At 73.0% G+C, this 20,359-nt stretch carries 1 protein-coding gene; it reads right to left on the bottom strand.

The window, feature by feature from the left end:
- Position 1: 1 nt before the first annotated feature.
- Positions 2 to 20,305, bottom strand: a complete 20,304-nt coding sequence (locus BJY16_RS19240) for an SDR family NAD(P)-dependent oxidoreductase (RefSeq protein ID WP_446472254.1) — start codon at positions 20,303 to 20,305, stop codon at positions 2 to 4.
- Between the last annotated feature and the right edge of the window lie 54 nt (positions 20,306 to 20,359).

Here is a 20,359-nt window from a genome sequence, read left to right as displayed (position 1 = left end):
TTCAGGAGTCGGAGTCGCCGAGCGCCATGCGGATCAGGTGCTCGGGGTCCATGGCGTCGATGGATTCAAGGGCGCCGTCGCTGTCCGCGACGGTGTCCTCGGTGGTGACCGTCGCGGCCTCGCCGGTCAGGTCGAGCAGCAGGTCGAGCAGGCCGGCCTCGCGGATACGGGACAGCGGCAGGGCGGCGAGAGCGGACCGGATCCGCTGCTCCTCCGGATCGCCGTCCGGCTCCGGCAGGTCGGTGCCGAGCGCGGTACGCAAGTGCCGCGCCAGCGCCAGCGGGGTCGGGTAGTCGAAGACCGTGGTGCTGGTCAGCCGGAGCCCGGTGGCGGCGTTGAGCCGGTTGCGCAGCTCCACCGCGGTCAGCGAGTCGAATCCCAGCTCCTTGAACGGCCGGCCGGGCTGCACCTCGGCGGTGCCGTCGTGCCCGAGAACGGTGGCGACGTTCTCCCCGACCAGGTCGAGCAGAGCCCGCTCGCGGTCAGCCGGAGTGAGCCGGCCCAGCCGGTCGGCCAGGCTGTCCGGCTGGTCCCCGGCACCGGTCACCCGGACCGTACGGCGGGCCCGGGCCGGGCGCAGCACCCGCAGCAGCGCCGAGTCGCCGTCCTCGCCGGCCCACAACGCGGGCAGGTCGAGGCGCATCGGCGCGAGCACCGGCTGTCCGGACGCCAGCGCCCGGTCGAACAGCGCCATCCCGGTCTCGGCGGTGATCGGCAGCATCCCGCCGCGTTCCATCCGGCGTACGTCGGCATCGGTCAGATGGCCGGTGATGCCGCTGCGTTCCTGCCAGAACCCCCACTGCAGAGCGGTCCCGGCCAGGCCGAGGGCGTGCCGGTGCTGGGCGAGGGCGTCCAGGAAGGTGTTGGCGGCGACGTAGTTGCCCTGCCCGGCCTCACCGAACGTGGCAGCCGCCGAGGAGAACAGCACGAACGCGGCGAGCGGCTGCCCGTCGGTCAGCTCGTGCAGGTGCAGGGCGGCGTCGACCTTGGGACGCAGGACCCGGTCGAGGCTTTCGGCGGTGAGTGACCCGATGGTGGCGTCGTCGATGACGCCGGCGGTGTGCACGACAGCGGTCAGCGGATGCGCCGCCGGGATGCCCTTGATCAGCAGTTCGACGGCGTCGCGGTCGGTGACGTCGCAGGCCACCACGTCGACGGTGACGCCCTGGGCGGCCAGTTCGGCCTCGATGCCGGCCGATGCCGCCGCGGCCCGGCCCCGCCGGCTGGCCAGCACCAGGTGCCGGACGCCGTGCTCAGCGACCAGGTGACGAGCGACGAGCGCGCCCAGAGTACCGGTGCCGCCGGTGATCAGAGCGGTGCCGTTCGGGTCCAGGACGCCGGACCCTGCCGGGTGGTCCGGATCGAGGACGCCGGGCCGGGCCGGGAGGTGGCGGGCCAGGCGGCGGGCGTACAGCGTGTCGCCGCGGGCGGCCAACTCCGGTTCGGCGCCGTCGGCCAGGATCGCTCCCAGATGCGGGACAGCGGTTTCCGGGCCCAGGTCGAGCAGCCCGAAGCGGCCCGGGTTCTCCCGCTGGGCCGACCGGATCAGGCCCCAGAGCGCGGCGTGGGCCAGGTCGGGCAGCGGTTCGTCCGGCCGGGTTGCCACCGCGCCGCGGGTGACCAGGACCAGCCGCGAGCCGGCCAGCGTGTCGTCGTTCAACCAGTCCTGGGCCAGGAGCAGCGCCTCCCCGGTCGCGGCGTGCACCCGGGCCGCCGCGTCGTCCTCGGCGGATTCACCGGTGAGCGGGGCGAGGACCAAGTCGGGGACGGGCATCCCGGTGGCGATGTCACGGGCCAGGGCGGCAAGAGTTCCGTACGCGGCGAGCGCCCCGAACTCCTCCGGCAGCGATCCTGGCGCGCCGAGCAGCACGGCGGCGTGCGGACGGGAGGCGGCAGCCGGTTCCACTGCCACCCAGTCCGATCGGAACAGCGAGTCGAGGTCCCGGGCGGGCCCGCGCAGCGCCGCGCTTTCCGGCAGCGGCCGCCAGGACAGCGACCGGACGGTCGCGACCGGCTCCCCGTCCGCGTCGGCGAGCAGCACCGAGACCGCCCCGTCGGCGGCCGGTGAGATCCTGGCCCGCAGCGCCGTGGCGCCCTCGGCCAGCAGGGTGAGGCCGTGCCAGCCGGCGGGCGCCGCGACCCGGCCGTCGTCGTACCGGTCGGCCAGCACGGCGTGCAGAGCGGCGTCGAGCAGGGCCGGGTGCAGGCCGAACCCGGTCACCGTGGTGGTCTCGGGGAGAATCACCTCGGCGTACACGGTGTCGTCGAGCCGCCAGGCGGCCTGCAGGCTCTGGAAGGTCTCCCCGTGCTGGACGCCGGCGGAGGCGAGGCGGTGGTAGACGCCGTCGACGTCGACCGGCCGGGCCCCGGCCGGTGGCCAGGTGGTGAGCCGGTCGGGTGATCCGGGCTCGGCGGTGCCGATCCGGGCCTCGGCGTTGCCCGTCCACGGGAGGTCGGCGGGGGCGCCGGCGGGCCGGGAGTGGACGGTGATCGCCCCGCCGGTCACGGTGACCCGCAGGTCGGCCGCGCCGTCGTCGTCGAGGGTGAGCGGGGTGGCCAGGTTGAGTTCCTCGACGGCGGCCCCGGCCGCGGCGTGCAGGACCAGGTCGGCCAGCACCGCGCCGGGAACCACGATCGTGTCGTTGATCCGGTGGTCGGCCAGCCAGGGCTGGGTCTGCACGGAGAGGCGGCCGGTGAGCAGGACGGTGTCGCTGTCCGGGAGGGCGATCGCCGCGCCGAGCAGCGGGTGGTCGCTGCGGCCCAGGCCGAGGCCGGTCGGGTCGCCGGCGGTGGTGGGCGCGTCGAGCCAGTAGCGCTGGTGCTGGAAGGCGTAGCCGGGCAGATCGACCAGCTTCGCACCCCGACCGGCGAACACGGCCGCCCAGTCCAGCTCCATCCCGGCCTCGTGCAGTCGGGCCAGGGCGGCGGTGAACGTTTCCGCCTCGTCCCGGCCCTCCCGCAACACCGGAACAGCAAGCACATCGCCGGCCATCGCGGACAGCACCCCGTCGGGGCCGAGTTCCAGCAGCGCGGTCACGCCCAACTCGGCCGCGGTGGCCAGACCGTCGGCGAACCGGACCGCCTCGCGCACATGCCGTACCCAGTACTCGACCGTGCCTTGCTCCTCGACCTGGCCGGTCAGATTCGAGATCACCGGCACCCGCGCCGGATGGAACGTCAAACCTGCCAGGGCCTGGGCGAACTCGGCCAGCATCGGCTCCATCAGATGCGAATGGAACGCGTGACTGACCGCCAGCCGCCGCACTCGCACCCCGTCGGCACGCCACCCCTCGACCAGCGCGTCAATCGCGTCCGCGGCACCGGAGATCACCACCGAGGTGGGACCGTTGACCGCCGCGATCTGCACCCGATCATCCAGCGCCGCCGCGACGGTCGCCTCGTCGAGATTGATCGCGGCCATCGCGCCACCCACGGGCAGGGCTTGCATCAACCGGCCCCGAGCACTGATCAGCGTGCACGCATCCGCCAGGGACAGGACCCCGGCAACATGCGCGGCGACGATCTCGCCGACCGAATGACCGAGCAGCACCTGCGGCCGCACACCCCACGACTCGACCAGCCGATACAGCGCCACCTCAAGCGCGAACAACGCCGGCTGCGCCTGTCCGGTCTGATCCAGCAGACCAGCCTCGTCGCCGAACACCACCGACTTCACGTCACCCGGCAGCAGGGCACACACCTCGTCAAACGCGGCGGCGAACACCGGGAACGTCTCATACAGGCCCCGGCCCATACCCAGACGCTGACTGCCCTGACCGGTGAACATCACCCCCAGCCGCACATCGCCCGCCACCTGCGGATCGATCCGGCCATCCCGCAGCACCGCCCGATGCTCGAACCGAGCCCGCGCCGCCAGAGTCCACGCCACATCGACATCCGAGATCTCCGGATGCGCGGCAACATATTCCGTGAGCCGAGCAGCCTGATCCCGCAGAGCCGCCTCCGACTTCGCGGACAGAATCCACGGCACCGGAGCGACCAGCGACGACGCGGGCTCCTCCCCAACCGGCGGCTCCTCCAGGATCACGTGCGCATTCGTGCCGCTGATCCCGAACGACGACACACCCGCCCGGCGCGGACGCTCACCGCGCGGCCACGGCCGCTGCTCGGTCAGCAACGACACCGCACCCGCCGACCAGTCCACCTCGGGCGTCGGCTCATCCACATGCAGGGTGCGCGGCAGGGTCTCATGCCGCATCGCCTGGATCATCTTGATCACACCAGCCACACCCGCGGCGGCCTGGCTGTGCCCGATGTTCGACTTGACCGAGCCCAGCCACAGCGGCTCCGACCGATCCTGCCCATAGGTCGCCAGCAGCGCCTGCGCCTCGATCGGATCACCCAACCGCGTCCCGGTGCCGTGCGCCTCGACCACGTCCACGTCGGCCGGCGACAGTCCGGCGTCGGCGAGCGCCTGCCGGATCACCCGCTGCTGCGACGGGCCGTTCGGCGCGGTCAGACCACTGCTGGCGCCGTCCTGGTTCACCGCCGTGCCGCGGAGCACCGCCAGGATCCGGCGACCGTTGCGCCGCGCGTCGGAGAGCCGTTCCAGGACCAGCATGCCGACGCCCTCGGAGAACCCGGTCCCGTCGGCGGCACCGGCGAACGCCTTGCACCGGCCGTCCGCGGCGAGGCCACGCTGCCGGGCGAAGTCCACGAACGTGTCCGGGCTGGCCATCACCGTCGCGCCGCCGGCCAGCGCCAGGTCACACTCGCCTCGGTGCAGCGCCTGCGCGGCCAGGTGCATCGCCACCAGCGACGATGAGCACGCGGTGTCGACCGTGACCGCCGGCCCCTCCAGCCCGAACGTGTAGGACACCCGCCCGGACGCCACGCTGCCCGAGTTGCCGGTCACCAGGTAACTCGCGACGCCTTCGGGCAGCTGGTCACGACCGGCGTGGTAATCGGAGCTCATCACGCCGGCGAACATGCCGGTCTGGCTGCCCCGTACCGTGATCGGGTCGATGCCGGCCGACTCGAACGCCTCCCAAGACGCCTCCAGCAGGAGACGCTGCTGCGGATCCATGGCCAGCGCCTCGCGCGGCGAGATGCCGAAGAAGCCCGGGTCGAAGTCGCCGGCGTCGCTGAGGAAGCCGCCAACACCCGCGTAGCTGGTGCCGGGCCGGATCGCGTCCGGATCGATCAGCCGGCCGAGATCCCAGCCGCGGTCGGCCGGGAACGGCGACAGGCCTTCCCGTTCCTCGACGAGCAGCCGCCACAGGTCTTCCGGTGACCCCGCCCCGCCCGGGTACCGGCAGCTCATGCCGACCACCGCGATCGGCTCGCCGTCGGCCGGCCGCAGGGTCACGCTCCGGTCGGCGCTCGCCGGGTCCGGGCCGAGAAGCGCTTCCCCGAGGTGCCCGGCCAGCAGAGCCGGGGTCGGGAAGTCGTAGATCAGTGTGGCGCTCAGCCGCAGGCCGGTCGCCGTCTGCAGCAGGTTGCGCAGCTCGACCGCGGTGAGCGAGTCGAAACCGGTCTCGTGGAACGGCCGGGCCGCCTCGACGACCGCCGGATCCGGGTGGCCGAGCACCGCGGCGACCTGCTTGCGGACCAGGTGGAGCAGCTCGTTCGCGCGGTCCGGCGCCGGCATCGCGGCGAGCCGGTCGGCCAGCGCCGATGAGGCCGCGTCGCGGGTTCCGGCGGAGGCGACCCGCCGGGCGCGCCGGCCGGCCAGGGTGCGCAGCAGCGGCGGGATCTCCGCGCCGCCGGCCCGGAGCACGGCCAGGTCGAGGGCGATCGGCACGAGCAGCGGCTCGGCACCGGACGCGGCCGCGTCGAACAGGGCCAGACCCCGCTCCGCCGAAAGCGGCACGGTGCCGGCCCGGCGCATGCGTTCCCGGTCGGCCGTGGACAGGTGTTCGGTGATGCCGCTGCGCTGTTCCCAGAAGCCCCAGGCCACCGATGCCGCAGGGAGGCCGGCCGCGTGCCGGCTCCGGGCGAGCGCGTCGAGGAACCGGTTGGCAGCGACGTAGTTGCCCTGTCCGGCCTCGCCGAACACGCCGGCCGCCGAGGAGAAGAGCACGAACATCGCGAGGTCGCGGTCGCGGGTCAGCTCGTGCAGGTGATGAGCGGCGACGGCCTTCGGGGTCAGCACCCGGTCGAGCCGATCCGGGGTCAGTGAGGTGACCAGGCCGTCGTCCAGGACGCCGGCGGTGTGCACCACCCCGCACAGGTCGTCGATGCCGTCGAGCAGCGCGGCCAGTGCGGTCCGATCGGCGACGTCGCAGGCCACGACCCGCGCTTGCGCGCCGAGTTCCGCGAGATCCGCGACCAGCTCCGGCACACCCGGCGCGTCCGGACCGCGACGACTGGTCAACACCAGCTGGCGTACGCCGTAAGCACTCACCAGATGTCGCGCCACCAGCGCGCCCAGCGCCCCGGTGCCGCCGGTGACCAACACCGTCCCGTCCGGGTCGAGAGTCACCGGGTCCGCGGCCATCGCCCGGACCAGGCGTGGCGCCCGCAGGCGGCCGTCGCGTACCCGGAGCTCCGGTTCACCGGCGCCGATCGCGGCGGCCAGCAACTCCCCGGTGACCGTGGCCGGATCGGCGTCGAGCAGCAGGAACCGGTCCGGGTTCTCGCTCTGTGCCGAGCGCACCAGTCCCCCGGCGGCCGCACGGACCAGCCCGTCCTCGCCGGTCAGGAAGACCAGTCGGGCGTCGGCGCAGCGTTCGTCGGTGACCCAGCGCTGCAGCAGCTCCAGGACCCGGGCGGTCCCGGCGCGCAGCGCGGCGGCCACCTCGATGGCCGGGTCGTCGTCGAGCACCACCACGACGACCTCGGGTGCCCCGTCGTCGAGCAGCCGGTCCAGGTCCGGTCCGAGCACGGTCCAGGACGGTACGGCCACCGCCTCGGTGCCGACCTCCCGCCAGTCCAGCCTGTACAGGGCTTCGTCGGCCCGGCCTGCCGCATCGCCCTCGGGCACGCCGAGTACGACCCGGTCCACTGCCGCGACGAGCTGACCCTCGGCGTCGACCAGCCGCAGCGTCCACCCGTCGCCGGACGGCGACGCCTGCACCCGCAGCACCGTCGCGCCCTGCGCGTGCAGGGTGAATCCGTGCCACCGCACCGGCGCCCCGTCGGTGGGCAGCGTTCGCAGGGCCGCGTCGAGCAGCGCCGGATGCAGTCCGAAACCGTCAGCCGTGAGGCCCTCCGGCAGCGTCACCTCGACGGCCGGGTCCTCGGCCGGACCGGCCACGGGCGGCTGCTCGGTCGTCAGGAACCCGCTCGCGTGCCGGGTCCACGGGTCGTCGGCGGCCGAGCCCTCGGGCTGCGAGTACACCGTGACCGCGCTGGCCGCGTCCACCGTCACCCGCAGCGCCAGGGCGTTCCGTTCCGGCAGCGTGAGCGGGGTGTGGACGGTCAGTTCCCGGACCGCGGCCGCGCCGGCCTGGTCGGCGGCGTGCATCGCCAGCTCGATCAACGTGCCGTCGGCCGGCAGCCACGGGTGCGCTGCGGCGGTGACGCGGCCGGTCAGCACCACCGTGCCGCTGTCCGGGATGGTGATGGCCGCGGTGAGCAGCGGATGCCCGGTCGTGGACTGACCGAGGCCGGTCGCGTCGCCGGTGCCGCCGGTGCCGCGCAGCCAGAACTGTTCGTGCTGGAAGGCGTAGCCGGGCAGGTCGACCAGCTTCGCACCCCGGCCGGCGAACACGGCCGCCCAGTCCAGCTCCATCCCGGCCTCGTGCAGTCGGGCCAGGGCGGCGGTGAACGTTTCCGCCTCGTCCCGGCCCTCCCGCAACACCGGAACAGCAAGAGTGTCGCCGGCCATCGCGGACAACACCCCGTCGGGGCCGAGTTCCAGCAGCGCGGTCACGCCCAGCCCAGCCGCGGTGGCCAGACCGTCAGCGAACCGGACCGCCTCGCGCACATGCCGCACCCAATACTCGACCGTGCCCTGCTCCTCGACCCGGCCGGTCACATTCGAGATCACCGGCACCCGCGCCGGACGGAACGTCAAACCCTGCAGCACCTGAGCGAACTCAGCCAGCATCGGCTCCATCAAATGCGAATGGAACGCGTGACTGACCGCCAGACGCCGCACCCGCACCCCGTCGGCACGCCACCCCTCGACCAGCGCATCGACCGCGTCCTCGGCACCGGAGATCACCACCGAGGTGGGACCGTTGACCGCCGCGATCTGCACCCGATCATCCAGCGCCGCCGCGACCGTGGCCTCGTCCAGGTTGACCGCGGCCATCGCCCCACCCGCCGGCAACGCCTGCATCAACCGGCCCCGAGCGGCGATCAGCGTGCACGCATCCGCCAGCGACAGCACCCCGGCAACATGCGCGGCGACAATCTCGCCGACCGAATGACCGAGCAGCACCTGCGGCCGCACACCCCACGACTCGACCAGCCGATACAACGCCACCTCAACGGCGAACAACGCCGGCTGCGCCTGTCCGGTCTGGTTCAACAGCTCGGCGTCAGCACCGAAGACCACCGCTTTGAGGTCACCCGGCAGCAGGGCACACACCTCGTCAAACGCGGCGGCGAACACCGGGAACGTCTCATACAAACCCCGGCCCATACCCAGACGCTGACTGCCCTGACCGGTGAACATCACCCCCAGCCGCACATCGCCCGCAACCTGCGGATCGATCCGGCCATCCCGCAGCACCGCCCGGTGCTCGAACCGGGTCCGCGTCGCCAACGTCCATGCGACATCGACATCCGGGATCTCCGGATGCTCGGCGAGATAAGCGGTCAGCCGAGCGGCCTGATCGTGCAGGGCCGCCTCCGACTTCGCGGACAGGATGAACGGCACCGGAGCCGTAACCACCGCCTCCGGAAGGTCCGCAGCAGGCGGCTCCTCCAGGATCACGTGCGCATTCGTGCCGCTGATCCCGAACGAGGAGACACCCGCCCGCCGCGGACGCTCACCGCGGGGCCACGGCCGCTGCTCGGTCAGCAACGAGACCGCGCCCTCGGACCAGTCGACCTCGGGAGTCGGCTCGTCCACGTGCAGAGTGCGCGGCAGCACCTCGTACCGGAAAGCCTGGATCATCTTGATGATCCCCGCCACGCCCGCAGCGGCCTGGCTGTGCCCGATGTTGGATTTGATCGACCCCAGCCACAACGGCTCCGACCGATCCTGCCCATAAGTGGCAAGGAGCGCCTGCGCCTCGATCGGGTCGCCGAGCCGGGTGCCGGTCCCGTGCGCCTCGACCGCGTCGACTTCGGCGGCGGAGAGACCAGCATCGGCGAGGGCTTGCCGGATGACGCGTTGCTGCGACGGGCCGTTCGGGGCGGTCAGGCCATTGGACGCGCCGTCCTGGTTGACCGCCGAACCCCGCACCACCGCCAGAATCCGATGCCCGTTGCGCTCGGCATCGGACTGGCGTTCCAGCACCAGCATGCCCACACCCTCGGACCAGCCGGTGCCATCGGCGGCCCCGGCGAACGCCTTGCACAGCCCGTCCGGCGCCAGCCCTCGCTGCCGCGAGAAGTCCACGAACGTGTCCGCGCTGGCCATCACCGTCACCCCACCGGCCAGCGCCAGATCACACTCCCCACTGGCCAGCGACTGCGCCGCCAGATGCAACGCCACCAACGACGACGAACACGCCGTGTCCACCGACACCGCCGGACCCTCGAACCCGAACGAATACGAGATCCGCCCCGACGCCACACTGCCCGACGTCCCCGTACTCAAATAGCCTTCGAGTTCCGGCGACACCGACCCCAATCCGGGGAAGTAGTCGGTGGCCATCACGCCGGCGAAGACACCGGTCGGCGAACCCCGTAGGCCGGAGGCGTCGAGGCCGGCCGACTCCAGCGCCTCCCAGGACGCCTCCAGCAGCAGCCGCTGCTGCGGATCCATGGCCAGCGCCTCACGCGGCGAGATCCCGAAGAAGCCCGCGTCGAACGCGCCCGCGTCAGGCAGGAACCCGCCCACGCCGACATACGTCGTGCCGGGCCGCGACAGCGCCGGGTCCACCAGACGATCGAGATCCCAGCCACGGTTCTCCGGGAACGGGGTGAGGCCGATCCGGCCGCTGGCGGCCAGCCGCCACAGGTCCTCCGGAGAGGCGACCTCGCCGGGATAGCGGCAGGCCATGCCGACGATGACGATCGGGTCCCGCGCCACGTCGGCGCCGGTCCGCTGGCGGGTCGATCCCGGCCCGGCGGCCTGCCCGAGCGCCGCGTCCAGCAGGTGCCGGACCAGCGCGTCCGGGCTCGGATAGTCGAAGATCAGCGTGCTGGGCAGCCGCAACCCGGTGGCGTTACCGAGCCGGTTGCGCAGCTCGACGGCGGTGAGCGAGTCGAAACCAAGGTCCTGGAACGCCGCGCGGGCGGTGATCGCCGCCGGGTCGCCGTGCCCGAGCACCGCCGCGACGTGGACTCGGACCAGGTCGAGCAGGTGGGCCTCGCGGTCGGCGGGCGGAAGGGCGGCCAGGGCGCCGGCCAGCGTCGGCGCCGTGGCCTCGGTGGCGGTGCGCCGGGCCGGGCCGCCGGCCAGGCCGCGCAGCAGCGGCGCCGGCGGAGTGCCGGCCGACCGCAGCGCGGGCAGGTCGAGCGGCATCAGGACGAGTTCCGGCTCGTCCGCCGCCCAGGCCAGGTCGAACAGGGCGAGACCGCGGGCGGTGTCCAGGGGCAGCATGCCGCCGCGCCGCATCCGGTCGACGTCGGCGTCCGACAGGTGCCCGGTGATGCCGCTGCGCTGTTCCCAGAAGCCCCAGGCCAGCGACGTGCCAGGCAGCCCGAGGTCACGCCGGTGCCGGGCGAGCGCGTCGAGGAACCGGTTGGCGGCGACGTAGTTGCCCTGCCCCGGGTCGCCGAACACGCCGGCCGCCGAGGAGAAGAGCACGAACATCGCGAGGTCGCGGTCGCGGGTCAGCTCGTGCAGGTGGGCGGCGGCCACGGCCTTCGGCGCCAGCACCCGGTCGAGCCGGTCCGGGGTCAGTGAGGTGACCAGGCCGTCGTCCAGGACGCCGGCGGCGTGCACCACCCCGCACAGGTCGTCGATGCCGTCGAGCAGCGCGGCCAGTGCGGTCCGATCGGCGACGTCGCAGGCCACGACCCGCGCTTGCGCGCCGAGTTCCGCGAGATCCGCGACCAGCTCCGGCACACCCGGCGCGTCCGGACCGCGACGACTGGTCAACACCAGCTCGCGTACGCCGTAGGCACCCGCCAGATGCCGCGCCACCAGCGCACCCAGCGCCCCAGTGCCGCCGGTGACCAGCACGGTTCCGGTGAGTTCCGCCCGGTCGGGACGGGCCGGCAAACCCGTCCGGACCAGCCGGGGCGCCGTCGGCACGCCGTCCCGGACCCGGATCTCCGGTTCGCCACCGGCGACAGCCGCCACCAGGGTCTCCTCGTCGATCGGGTCGATGCCCGCGTCGACCAGGGCGAACCGGTCCGGGTTCTCGTTCTGTGCCGTGCGCAGCAGCCCGGCGACCGCGGCGGCCACCGGTCCCGTTCCGCGCAGCACGACCACCAGGCGGGAACCGGCCCACCGGTCATCGCCGAGCCAGCGCCGCACCAGGGCCAGCGCGCCGGCGGTGGCCTTCCGGGTCGCGTCGGCGAGGCCGCCGGCGACGTTGCCGGGCTCGTCGACGGTCCACGGCAGCAGGACGGTCTCGGGTACCGAGCCGGCCGGGAGCCCGTCGAGGCCGTCCGAGGCCAGGACCGGCCGGGCGTCGAGCGGCGCCCCGGCAGCCGGGGTCACCCAGTCCACCCGGAAGACGGCGTCCCGGGTCAGGTGCCCGGTCGGGGAAAGCTCGCCGGGTGTGATCGGGCGCAGCCGCAGCGACCGTACGGTGAGTACCGGGACCCCAGCGGCGTCGGCCACGGTGAGCGACACGGTGTCGTCACCGGCCGGTTTCAGCTCGGCCCGCAGTGTGGTGGCGCCCTCGGCGTGCAGGGTCACCTCCGCCCAGTGCTCCGGGACCAGGATGCGCCGGTCGCCGGTGCCGAACCGGTGCGCGGCGAGAGCGTCCACGGCAGCGGCGAGCAGGGCCGGGTGCAGGCGGAATCCGTCGGCGGCCAGTGTCGTCCGCTCCGGGACGGCGACCTCCGCCCAGACCGTGCCGCCCCTGCTCCACACCGTGCGAAGCCCCTGGAACGCCGGGCCGTGCTCGATGCCGGCCTCGGCGAGCTCCGCCCGCAGGCTGTCCAGATCCAGGCGGTCCGCGCCGGTTGGCGGCCAGCTGGTGAGGCCCGGCCCGGCCGGAGTGGAGGCGGCGGTCAGCGCACCGGTTGCGTGCTGGGTCCAGGTCTCGTCGGCGGGCGCGTCGCCGGGCCGGGCGTGCACCGCGATCCGGTTGCCCTCGGTGACGGCGATCCGCAGGGCCAGGCCACCGTGGTCCGGCAGCACCAGCGGGGTGTGCAGGGTGAGGTGGTCGATCGTGCCGGCCACGGCCTGGTCGGCGGCGTGGATCGCCAGGTCGAGCAGCGCGGTCGCGGGCACCACGACCCGGCCGTCGATCCGGTGGTCGCCCAGCCATGGCTGGGCCTGGGTGGACAGCCGGCCGGAGAACATCAGGGTGTCGCTGCCGGGTAGCGCGATGACGGCGCCGAGCAGGGGGTGGTCGCTCTCGTCGAGGCCGAGGCCGGTCGCGTCGCCGGTGCCGCCGGTGCCGCGCAGCCAGAACTGTTCGTGCTGGAAGGCGTAGCCGGGCAGATCGACCAACTTCGCACCCCGGCCGGCGAACACCCCGGCCCAGTCCAGCTCCATCCCGGCCTCGTGCAGTCGCGCCAGGGCGGCGGTGAACGTTGACGCCTCGTCCCGGCCCTCCCGCAACACCGGAACAGCAAGAGTGTCGCCGGCCATCGCGGACAACACCCCATCCGGGCCCAGCTCCAACAGCGCGGTCACGCCCAACTCGGATGCCGTGGCCAGACCGTCAGCGAACCGGACCGCCTCGCGCACATGCCGCACCCAATACTCGACCGTGCCCTGCTCCTGCACCCGGCCGGTCACATTCGAGATCACCGGCACCTGCGGGGCATGGAACGTCAAACCTGCCAGCACCTGAGCGAACTCGGCCAGCATCGGCTCCATCAAATGCGAATGGAACGCGTGACTGACCGCCAGCCGCCGCACCCGCACCCCGTCGGCACGCCACCCCTCGACCAGCGCATCGACCGCGTCCTCGGCACCGGAGATCACCACCGAGGTGGGACCGTTGACCGCCGCGATCTGCACCCGATCATCCAGCGCCGCCGCGACCGTGGCCTCGTCCAGGTTGACCGCGGCCATCGCCCCACCCGCCGGCAACGCCTGCATCAACCGGCCCCGAGCGGCGATCAGCGTGCACGCATCCGCCAGCGACAGCACCCCGGCAACATGCGCGGCGACAATCTCGCCGACCGAATGACCGAGCAGCACCTGCGGCCGCACACCCCACGACTCGACCAGCCGATACAACGCCACCTCAACGGCGAACAACGCCGGCTGCGCCTGTCCGGTCTGGTTCAACAGCTCGGCGTCAGCACCGAAGACCACCGCTTTGAGGTCACCCGGCAGCAGGGCACACACCTCGTCAAACGCGGCGGCGAACACCGGGAACGTCTCATACAAACCCCGGCCCATACCCAGACGCTGACTGCCCTGACCGGTGAACATCACCCCCAGCCGCACATCGCCCGCAACCTGCGGATCGATCCGGCCATCCCGCAGCACCGCCCGGTGCTCGAACCGGGTCCGCGTCGCCAACGTCCATGCGACATCGACATCCGGGATCTCCGGATGCTCGGCGAGATAAGCGGTCAGCCGAGCGGCCTGATCGTGCAGGGCCGCCTCCGACTTCGCGGACAGGATGAACGGCACCGGAGCCGTAACCACCGCCTCCGGAAGGTCCGCAGCAGGCGGCTCCTCCAGGATCACGTGCGCATTCGTGCCGCTGATCCCGAACGAGGAGACACCCGCCCGCCGCGGACGCTCACCGCGGGGCCACGGCCGCTGCTCGGTCAGCAACGAGACCGCGCCCTCGGACCAGTCGACCTCGGGAGTCGGCTCGTCCACGTGCAGAGTGCGCGGCAGCACCTCGTACCGGAAAGCCTGGATCATCTTGATGATCCCCGCCACGCCCGCAGCGGCCTGGCTGTGCCCGATGTTGGATTTGACCGAGCCGAGCCACAGCGGCTCCGACCGATCCTGCCCATAAGTAGCCAGCAGCGCCTGCGCCTCGATCGGGTCACCCAACCGCGTCCCGGTGCCATGCGCCTCCACCGCACCGACGTCGGCCGGCTTCAGTCCAGCGTTCGCGAGCGCCTGCCGGATGACGCGTTGCTGCGACGGGCCGTTCGGGGCGGTCAGGCCATTGGACGCGCCGTCCTGGTTGACCGCCGAACCCCGCACCACCGCCAGAATCCGATGCCCGTTGCGCTCGGCATCGGACTGACGTTCCAGCACCAGCATGCCGACACCCTCGGACCAGCCCGTCCCGTCCGCCGCACCGGCGAACGCCTTGCACAGCCCGTCCGGCGCCAGCCCCCGCTGCCGCGAGAAGTCCACGAACGTGTCCGCGCTGGCCATCACCGTCACCCCACCGGCCAGCGCCAGATCACACTCCCCACTGGCCAGCGACTGCGCCGCCAGATGCAACGCCACCAACGACGACGAACACGCCGTGTCCACCGACACCGCCGGACCCTCGAACCCGAACGAATACGAGATCCGCCCCGACGCCACACTGCCCGACGTCCCCGTACTCAAATAGCCTTCGAGCTCCTCCGGGACCGATCCGATCCCGGGGAAGTAATCGGTGCTCATCACCCCGGCGAAAACCCCGGTGAGGGAGCCGCGCAGGCCGGTGACGTCGAGGCCGGCCGACTCCAGCGCCTCCCAGGACGCCTCCAGCAGCAGCCGCTGCTGCGGATCCATCGCCAGGGCCTCCCGCGGCGAGATCCCGAAGAAGCCCGCGTCGAACGCACCCGCGTCGGGCAGGAACCCGCCCACGCCGACATACGTCGTGCCGGGCCGCGACAGCGCCGGGTCCACCAGACGATCGAGATCCCAGCCACGGTTGTCCGGAAACGCGGAGCTGGTCTCCACACCGTCGGCGACCACGCGCCACAGGTCGTCCGCGGAGGCGATCCCACCCGGGAACCGGCATCCGATCCCGACGATCACCACCGGCTCGTCCCCGACCGACCCGGCCCGCACCTGCTGCACCACCGGCGCCGCCCCGCCGACCAGCTCCACCAGCAGGAAATCGACCAACGCGGCCACCGACGGATAGTCGAACACCACCGTCGCCGGCAACCGCAGCCCGGTCACCACCGCCAACCGGTTCCGCAACTCGACAGCGGTCAGCGAGTCGAAGCCCAGCTCCCGGAACGACCGGTCAGTACGGACCTGGTCACCGCCGGCGAACCCGAGCACCCCGGCCACCTCGCCCCGGACCAGGCCGGTGATCGTCTGGGCCTGGTCCGCGCGGGTCAGGGCGGCCAGCCGCCCGGTCAGGGTGGCGTCGCCACCCGCGTTCGCGGTGCGCCGCACGGGGGCACCGATCAAGGCGCGCAGCAGCGGTGACCGGTTGTCGCGCAGGGTGGTGAAGTCAAGAGCCATCGGCGCGAGGACCGGCTGGTCGCCGCCGAGCGCGGCATCGAACAACGCCAGAGCCTGCGCCGAGGCCAGCGGCCGCATACCGGCCCGCCGGATCCGATCGATGTCCGCCGAGCTCAGATGACCGGTGATCCCCGACGACTGCTCCCACAAACCCCACTGCAACGACAGCCCGGCCAGACCTGACGCCCGGCGCCGACGCACCAACTCATCCAACACACTGTTGGCCGCCGCGTAATTGCCCTGCCCCGCATCACCGAACAAACCCGCCGACGACGAGAACACCACGAACATGGCCAGGTCGAGACCCACGGTCAACTCGTGCAGATGATGAGCCGCATCCACCTTCGGCGCCAACACCGCACCCAACCGCTCCGGCGTCAACGACGTGACCACACCGTCATCCACCACACCCGCGGTATGCACCACCCCACAAAGATCACCAATCCCGCCCAGCAACGCGGCCACCGCAGCCCGATCGGCCACATCACAGGCCACCACCCGCGCCTGCGCGCCGAGCTCCGCGAGATCCGCGACCAGCTCCGGCACACCCGGCGCGTCCGGGCCGCGACGGCTGGTCAACACCAGCTCGCGTACGCCGTGAACACCCGCCAGATGCCGCGCCACCAACCCACCCAGCGCCCCGGTACCCCCGGTCACCAACACCGTCCCGGCCAACTCCACCAACTCCGCTGCGACAGCCGCCCGCACCAGCCGCGGCGCCCACAACACACCCTCACGCAACCGCAACTCCGGCTCACCCGAAGCCACCGCACCCGCCAGCAGCTCCGCCCCCACCGCCTCCCCACCCACATCCAGCAGCACAAACCGATCCGGATTCTCGTTCTGCGCCGAACGCACCAAACCCCACACCGCCGCCTGCACCAAACCAGGCCCCCGCGCCACAAACACCAACCGCGCGTCAACCCGCCCACCATCGGACAACCACCGCTGCACAGCCACCAGCGCCGCCGCCGCACCACCATGCACCGCCGCCACCACACCGACCGCCGGATCCTCAACCACCGAAAACACCTCAACACCACCAACACCAGCCGCCGACCCGCCCGCGACCTCCCGCCACTCCACGCCGAACAGCGAATCGTGTGCCCGGCCGGAGGCGATCGTGGCGGCTTCGCCGTGGACGACCCGGTCGATGGCCGCGACCACCTCATCCGCCGCGTCGGCGAGCAGGACGGTGGTGCCGCCCTCGACCGGGGTGAGCCGTGCCCGTACCGCGGTGGCTCCCTCGGCGTACAGGGTGAAGCCTTCCCACCGCAGCGGCACGCCGTCCCCGCGGACCGCCTCGTCGAGCAGCACGGGATGCAGGCCGTACCCGGTGACCGGCAGGTCGATCTCGACGACCGGGCCGTTGCCGGTCCACGGCGGCGCGGCCGGCGCGGCGCCGGCGAGAGTGCCGGTGGCGTGCCGGGTCCAGGGAGTCTCGGCCGGGGCGCCGATGGACCGGGAATACACGGTCACCGGCCGGCCGCCGCCGGTAGGCGGATCGACGGTGACCCGCAACGCGACAGCGCCGTCCGGCTCGACGGCCAGGGGCGCGTGCACGTCCAGGTGTTCCAGGGTGCCGCAGCCGGCCTGGTCGCCGGCGCGGACGGCCAGTTCGACCAGGACGCTGTTCGGGGCGACGACGAGGTCGCCGGACCGGTACCCGGCCAGCCACGGGTGGCCGGCGGCGGAAAGCCGGCCGGTCAGCACCACGGTCTCGCTGTCCGGCAGGGTGATCGCCGCCCCGAGCAGGGGGTGGTCGAGCCCGCCCAGGCCCAGGCCGGCCGGGTCGCCGGTGGCGGCGCGCGGGTCCAGCCAGTACCGCTGGCGCTGGAAGGCGTACGTCGGAAGCTCGATCACCCGGGCGCCGGCGAGGGCCGGCGGACCGGCCCAGTCGACGGTGACACCGGCGGTGTGCAGCCCGGCCAGCGCGGTGGCGAAGGTGTGCGCCTCGTCGCGTCCGGCGCGCAGCGCGGTGAGCACGGTGACCGGGGTGTCCCCGAGGCTCTGCTGGGCCATGCCGGCCAGCACGCCGTCCGGGCCCAGCTCCAGCAGGACGGTCGCGCCGCGGTCGAGGACGGTGGCGATCCCGTCGGCGAAGCGGACCGCCTCGCGGGCGTGCCGGACCCAGTAGTCGGGTGAGCACAACTCCTCGGCGGTGGCCAGGCGTCCGGTGACGTTGGAGACGATCGGGATGCGCGGCGCGGCGTACTCCATCACCCGCGCGTACCAGCGGAACTCCTGCAGCATCGGTTCCAGCAGCGCGGAGTGGAACGCGTGGCTGACCCGTAGCTGCCGGACCCGGACGCCGTCGGCGCGCCAGCGTTCGACGAGTCCGGCGACGGCCGCTTCGACGCCGGAGATCACCACGGAGGACGGGCCGTTGACCGCAGCGATCGACACCCGGTCGTCGAGGGCGGCTCGCACGGTGGCCTCGTCCAGGGCCACCGCGGCCATCGCCCCGCCGCGCGGCAGCTCCTGCATCAGCCGGCCCCGGGCCGCGACCAGGATGCACGCGTCGGTCAGCGAGAGGACGCCGGCGACGTGCGCGGCGGCGAGTTCGCCGACCGAGTGGCCGATCAGGTAGTCGGGGTGCACGCCCCGGGACTCGACCAGCCGGAACAGGGCGACTTCCAGGGCGAACAGGCCGGCCTGGGCGTACACGGTGTCGTCGAGGTCACCGGTGAACGGCTCGTCGCCGAAGACGATCTCCCGGATCGCGGTGCCGAGCTGGACGTCGAGTCGGGCGCAGACCTCGTCGAAGGCGGCCGCGAAGACCGGCTCGGTGGCGTACAGCCGGCGGCCCATGCCGGCGCGCTGGCTGCCCTGACCGGTGAACATCACCGCGAGCCGAGGGGTGCGGGCGGCCGCGCCGACGATCACGTTGGCGTCGGCCGTGCCGTCGGCCAGGCTGGTCAGGCCGGCGACGAGTGTTTCCCGGTCGTCGCCCAGGACCACCGCGCGGTGTTCGAAGGTCGCGCGGCTCACGGCCAGGGACAGGCTGACGTCGGCGGCGGGCAGTCCCGGGTCGGCGGCCAGCCGGGTCAGCAGCCGGGACGCCTGCTCGCGCAGGGCCGGCTCGGTGCGGGCGGAGAGGATCCACGGCGTGGCCGGTAGGGCGCCGGCGGGCTCAGGCACCGGTTCCGGCGTGGGCGGCTCCTCGAGGATCACGTGAGCGTTGGTGCCGCTCATGCCGAACGACGAGACGCCGGCCCGGCGCGGCCGTCCGGTCCGCTGCCACGGGCGGGGCTCGGTGAGCAGGGCGACGGCTCCGGCGGACCAGTCGACGTGCTCGGTCGGCTGATCCGCGTGCAGGGTGCGGGGCAGCTGTTCGTGCCGGAGTGCGAGCACCATCTTGATCACTCCCGCCACGCCCGCGGCGGCCTGGGTGTGACCCAGATTCGATTTGATCGAGCCGAGCCACAGCGGCTCCGACCGATCCTGGCCGTACGTCGCGAGCAGCGCCTGCGCCTCGATCGGGTCGCCGAGCCGGGTCCCCGTGCCGTGCGCCTCGACAGCGTCCACCTCCGACGGCGTCAGGGCGGCGTTCGCCAGCGCCTGCCGGATCACCCGCTGCTGCGACGGGCCGTTCGGGGCGGTCAGGCCGTTGGACGCCCCGTCCGAGTTGATCGCGGTGCCGCGCACCACGGCCAGCACCGGGTGCCCGTTGCGCTGCGCGTCGGAGAGCCGTTCCAGGACCAGCATGCCGGCGCCCTCGGACCAGCCGGTGCCGTCCGCGCCGGCGCCGAACGCCTTGCACCGGCCGTCCGGGGCCAGGCCACGCTGCCGGCTGAACGCCATGAAGCCGCCGGGGCTCGACATCACCGCGGCGCCGCCGGCCACCGCCAGCGAGCATTCGCCCCGTTGCAGGGACTGGGCGGCCAGGTGCAACGCCACCAGGGAGCCGGAGCAGGCGGTGTCGACGGTGACGGTCGGACCCTCGAACCCGAAGGTGTAGGCGATCCGGCCGGACGCGACGCTGGCGGCGGTGCCGGTGAGCAGGTAGCCCTCCAGGCCGTCGGTGGCGTCGTGCAGGCGGGGCCCGTACTCCTGGTTCTCCACGCCGACGAAGACGCCGGCTTGCTGGCCGCGGACCGAGCGGGGGTCGATGCCGGCGTGCTCGAACGCCTCCCAGGTGGTTTCCAGCAGCAGTCGCTGCTGCGGGTCCATCGCGACCGCCTCGCGCGGGGCCACGCCGAAGAATTCGGCGTCGAAGCCGGCCGCGTCCTGGAGGAATCCGCCGTGCCGGGTGTACGCGGTGCCGGGCTCGTCGGGGTCGTCCGAGTAGAGCGCGGCGAGGTCCCAGCCCCGGTCGGCCGGGAACGGGCCGATGGCGTCGCCGCCGGCGTGCAGCAGCCGCCAGAGGTCGGCCGGCGAGGCGATGCCGCCGGGGAGCCGGCAACCCATGCCGACGATCACGATCGGATCGTCGGCGGCCGTCCCGGACACCCGCTCGACCGCGGCGACGGCCGGCTCGTCGTGGTCGCCGGCGAGGCGGCTGCGCAGGTAGCCGGCCAGCGCTCGCGGGGTGGGGTAGTCGAACGGCATGGTCACCGGCAGGTCCAGGCCGGTCTCGCCGGTCAGGCGGCTGTGCAGTTCGACCGCGGCGAGTGAGTGGAAGCCGAGGTCCATGAAGGAGACGTCGGCGTCCACGGGCCCGTCGCCGAGCTCAGCGGCCTGCCGGACCCGAGCGGTCACCGCGGTCACCAGATCGAGCATCGCGACGTCCGTCCGCGAACCGTTTTCCCCGTGCTGCCCCATGTTTATCCGCTCCACAACTCCGCCGACACGGCCCTGAAAGAGAACGCGACTCGC

The sequence above is a fragment of the Actinoplanes octamycinicus genome, from assembly GCF_014205225.1.
Lineage (GTDB): Bacteria > Actinomycetota > Actinomycetes > Mycobacteriales > Micromonosporaceae > Actinoplanes > Actinoplanes octamycinicus.
The sequence above is the reverse complement of the archived record's forward strand: the minus strand, read 5'-3'. Positions and strand labels throughout refer to the sequence as shown.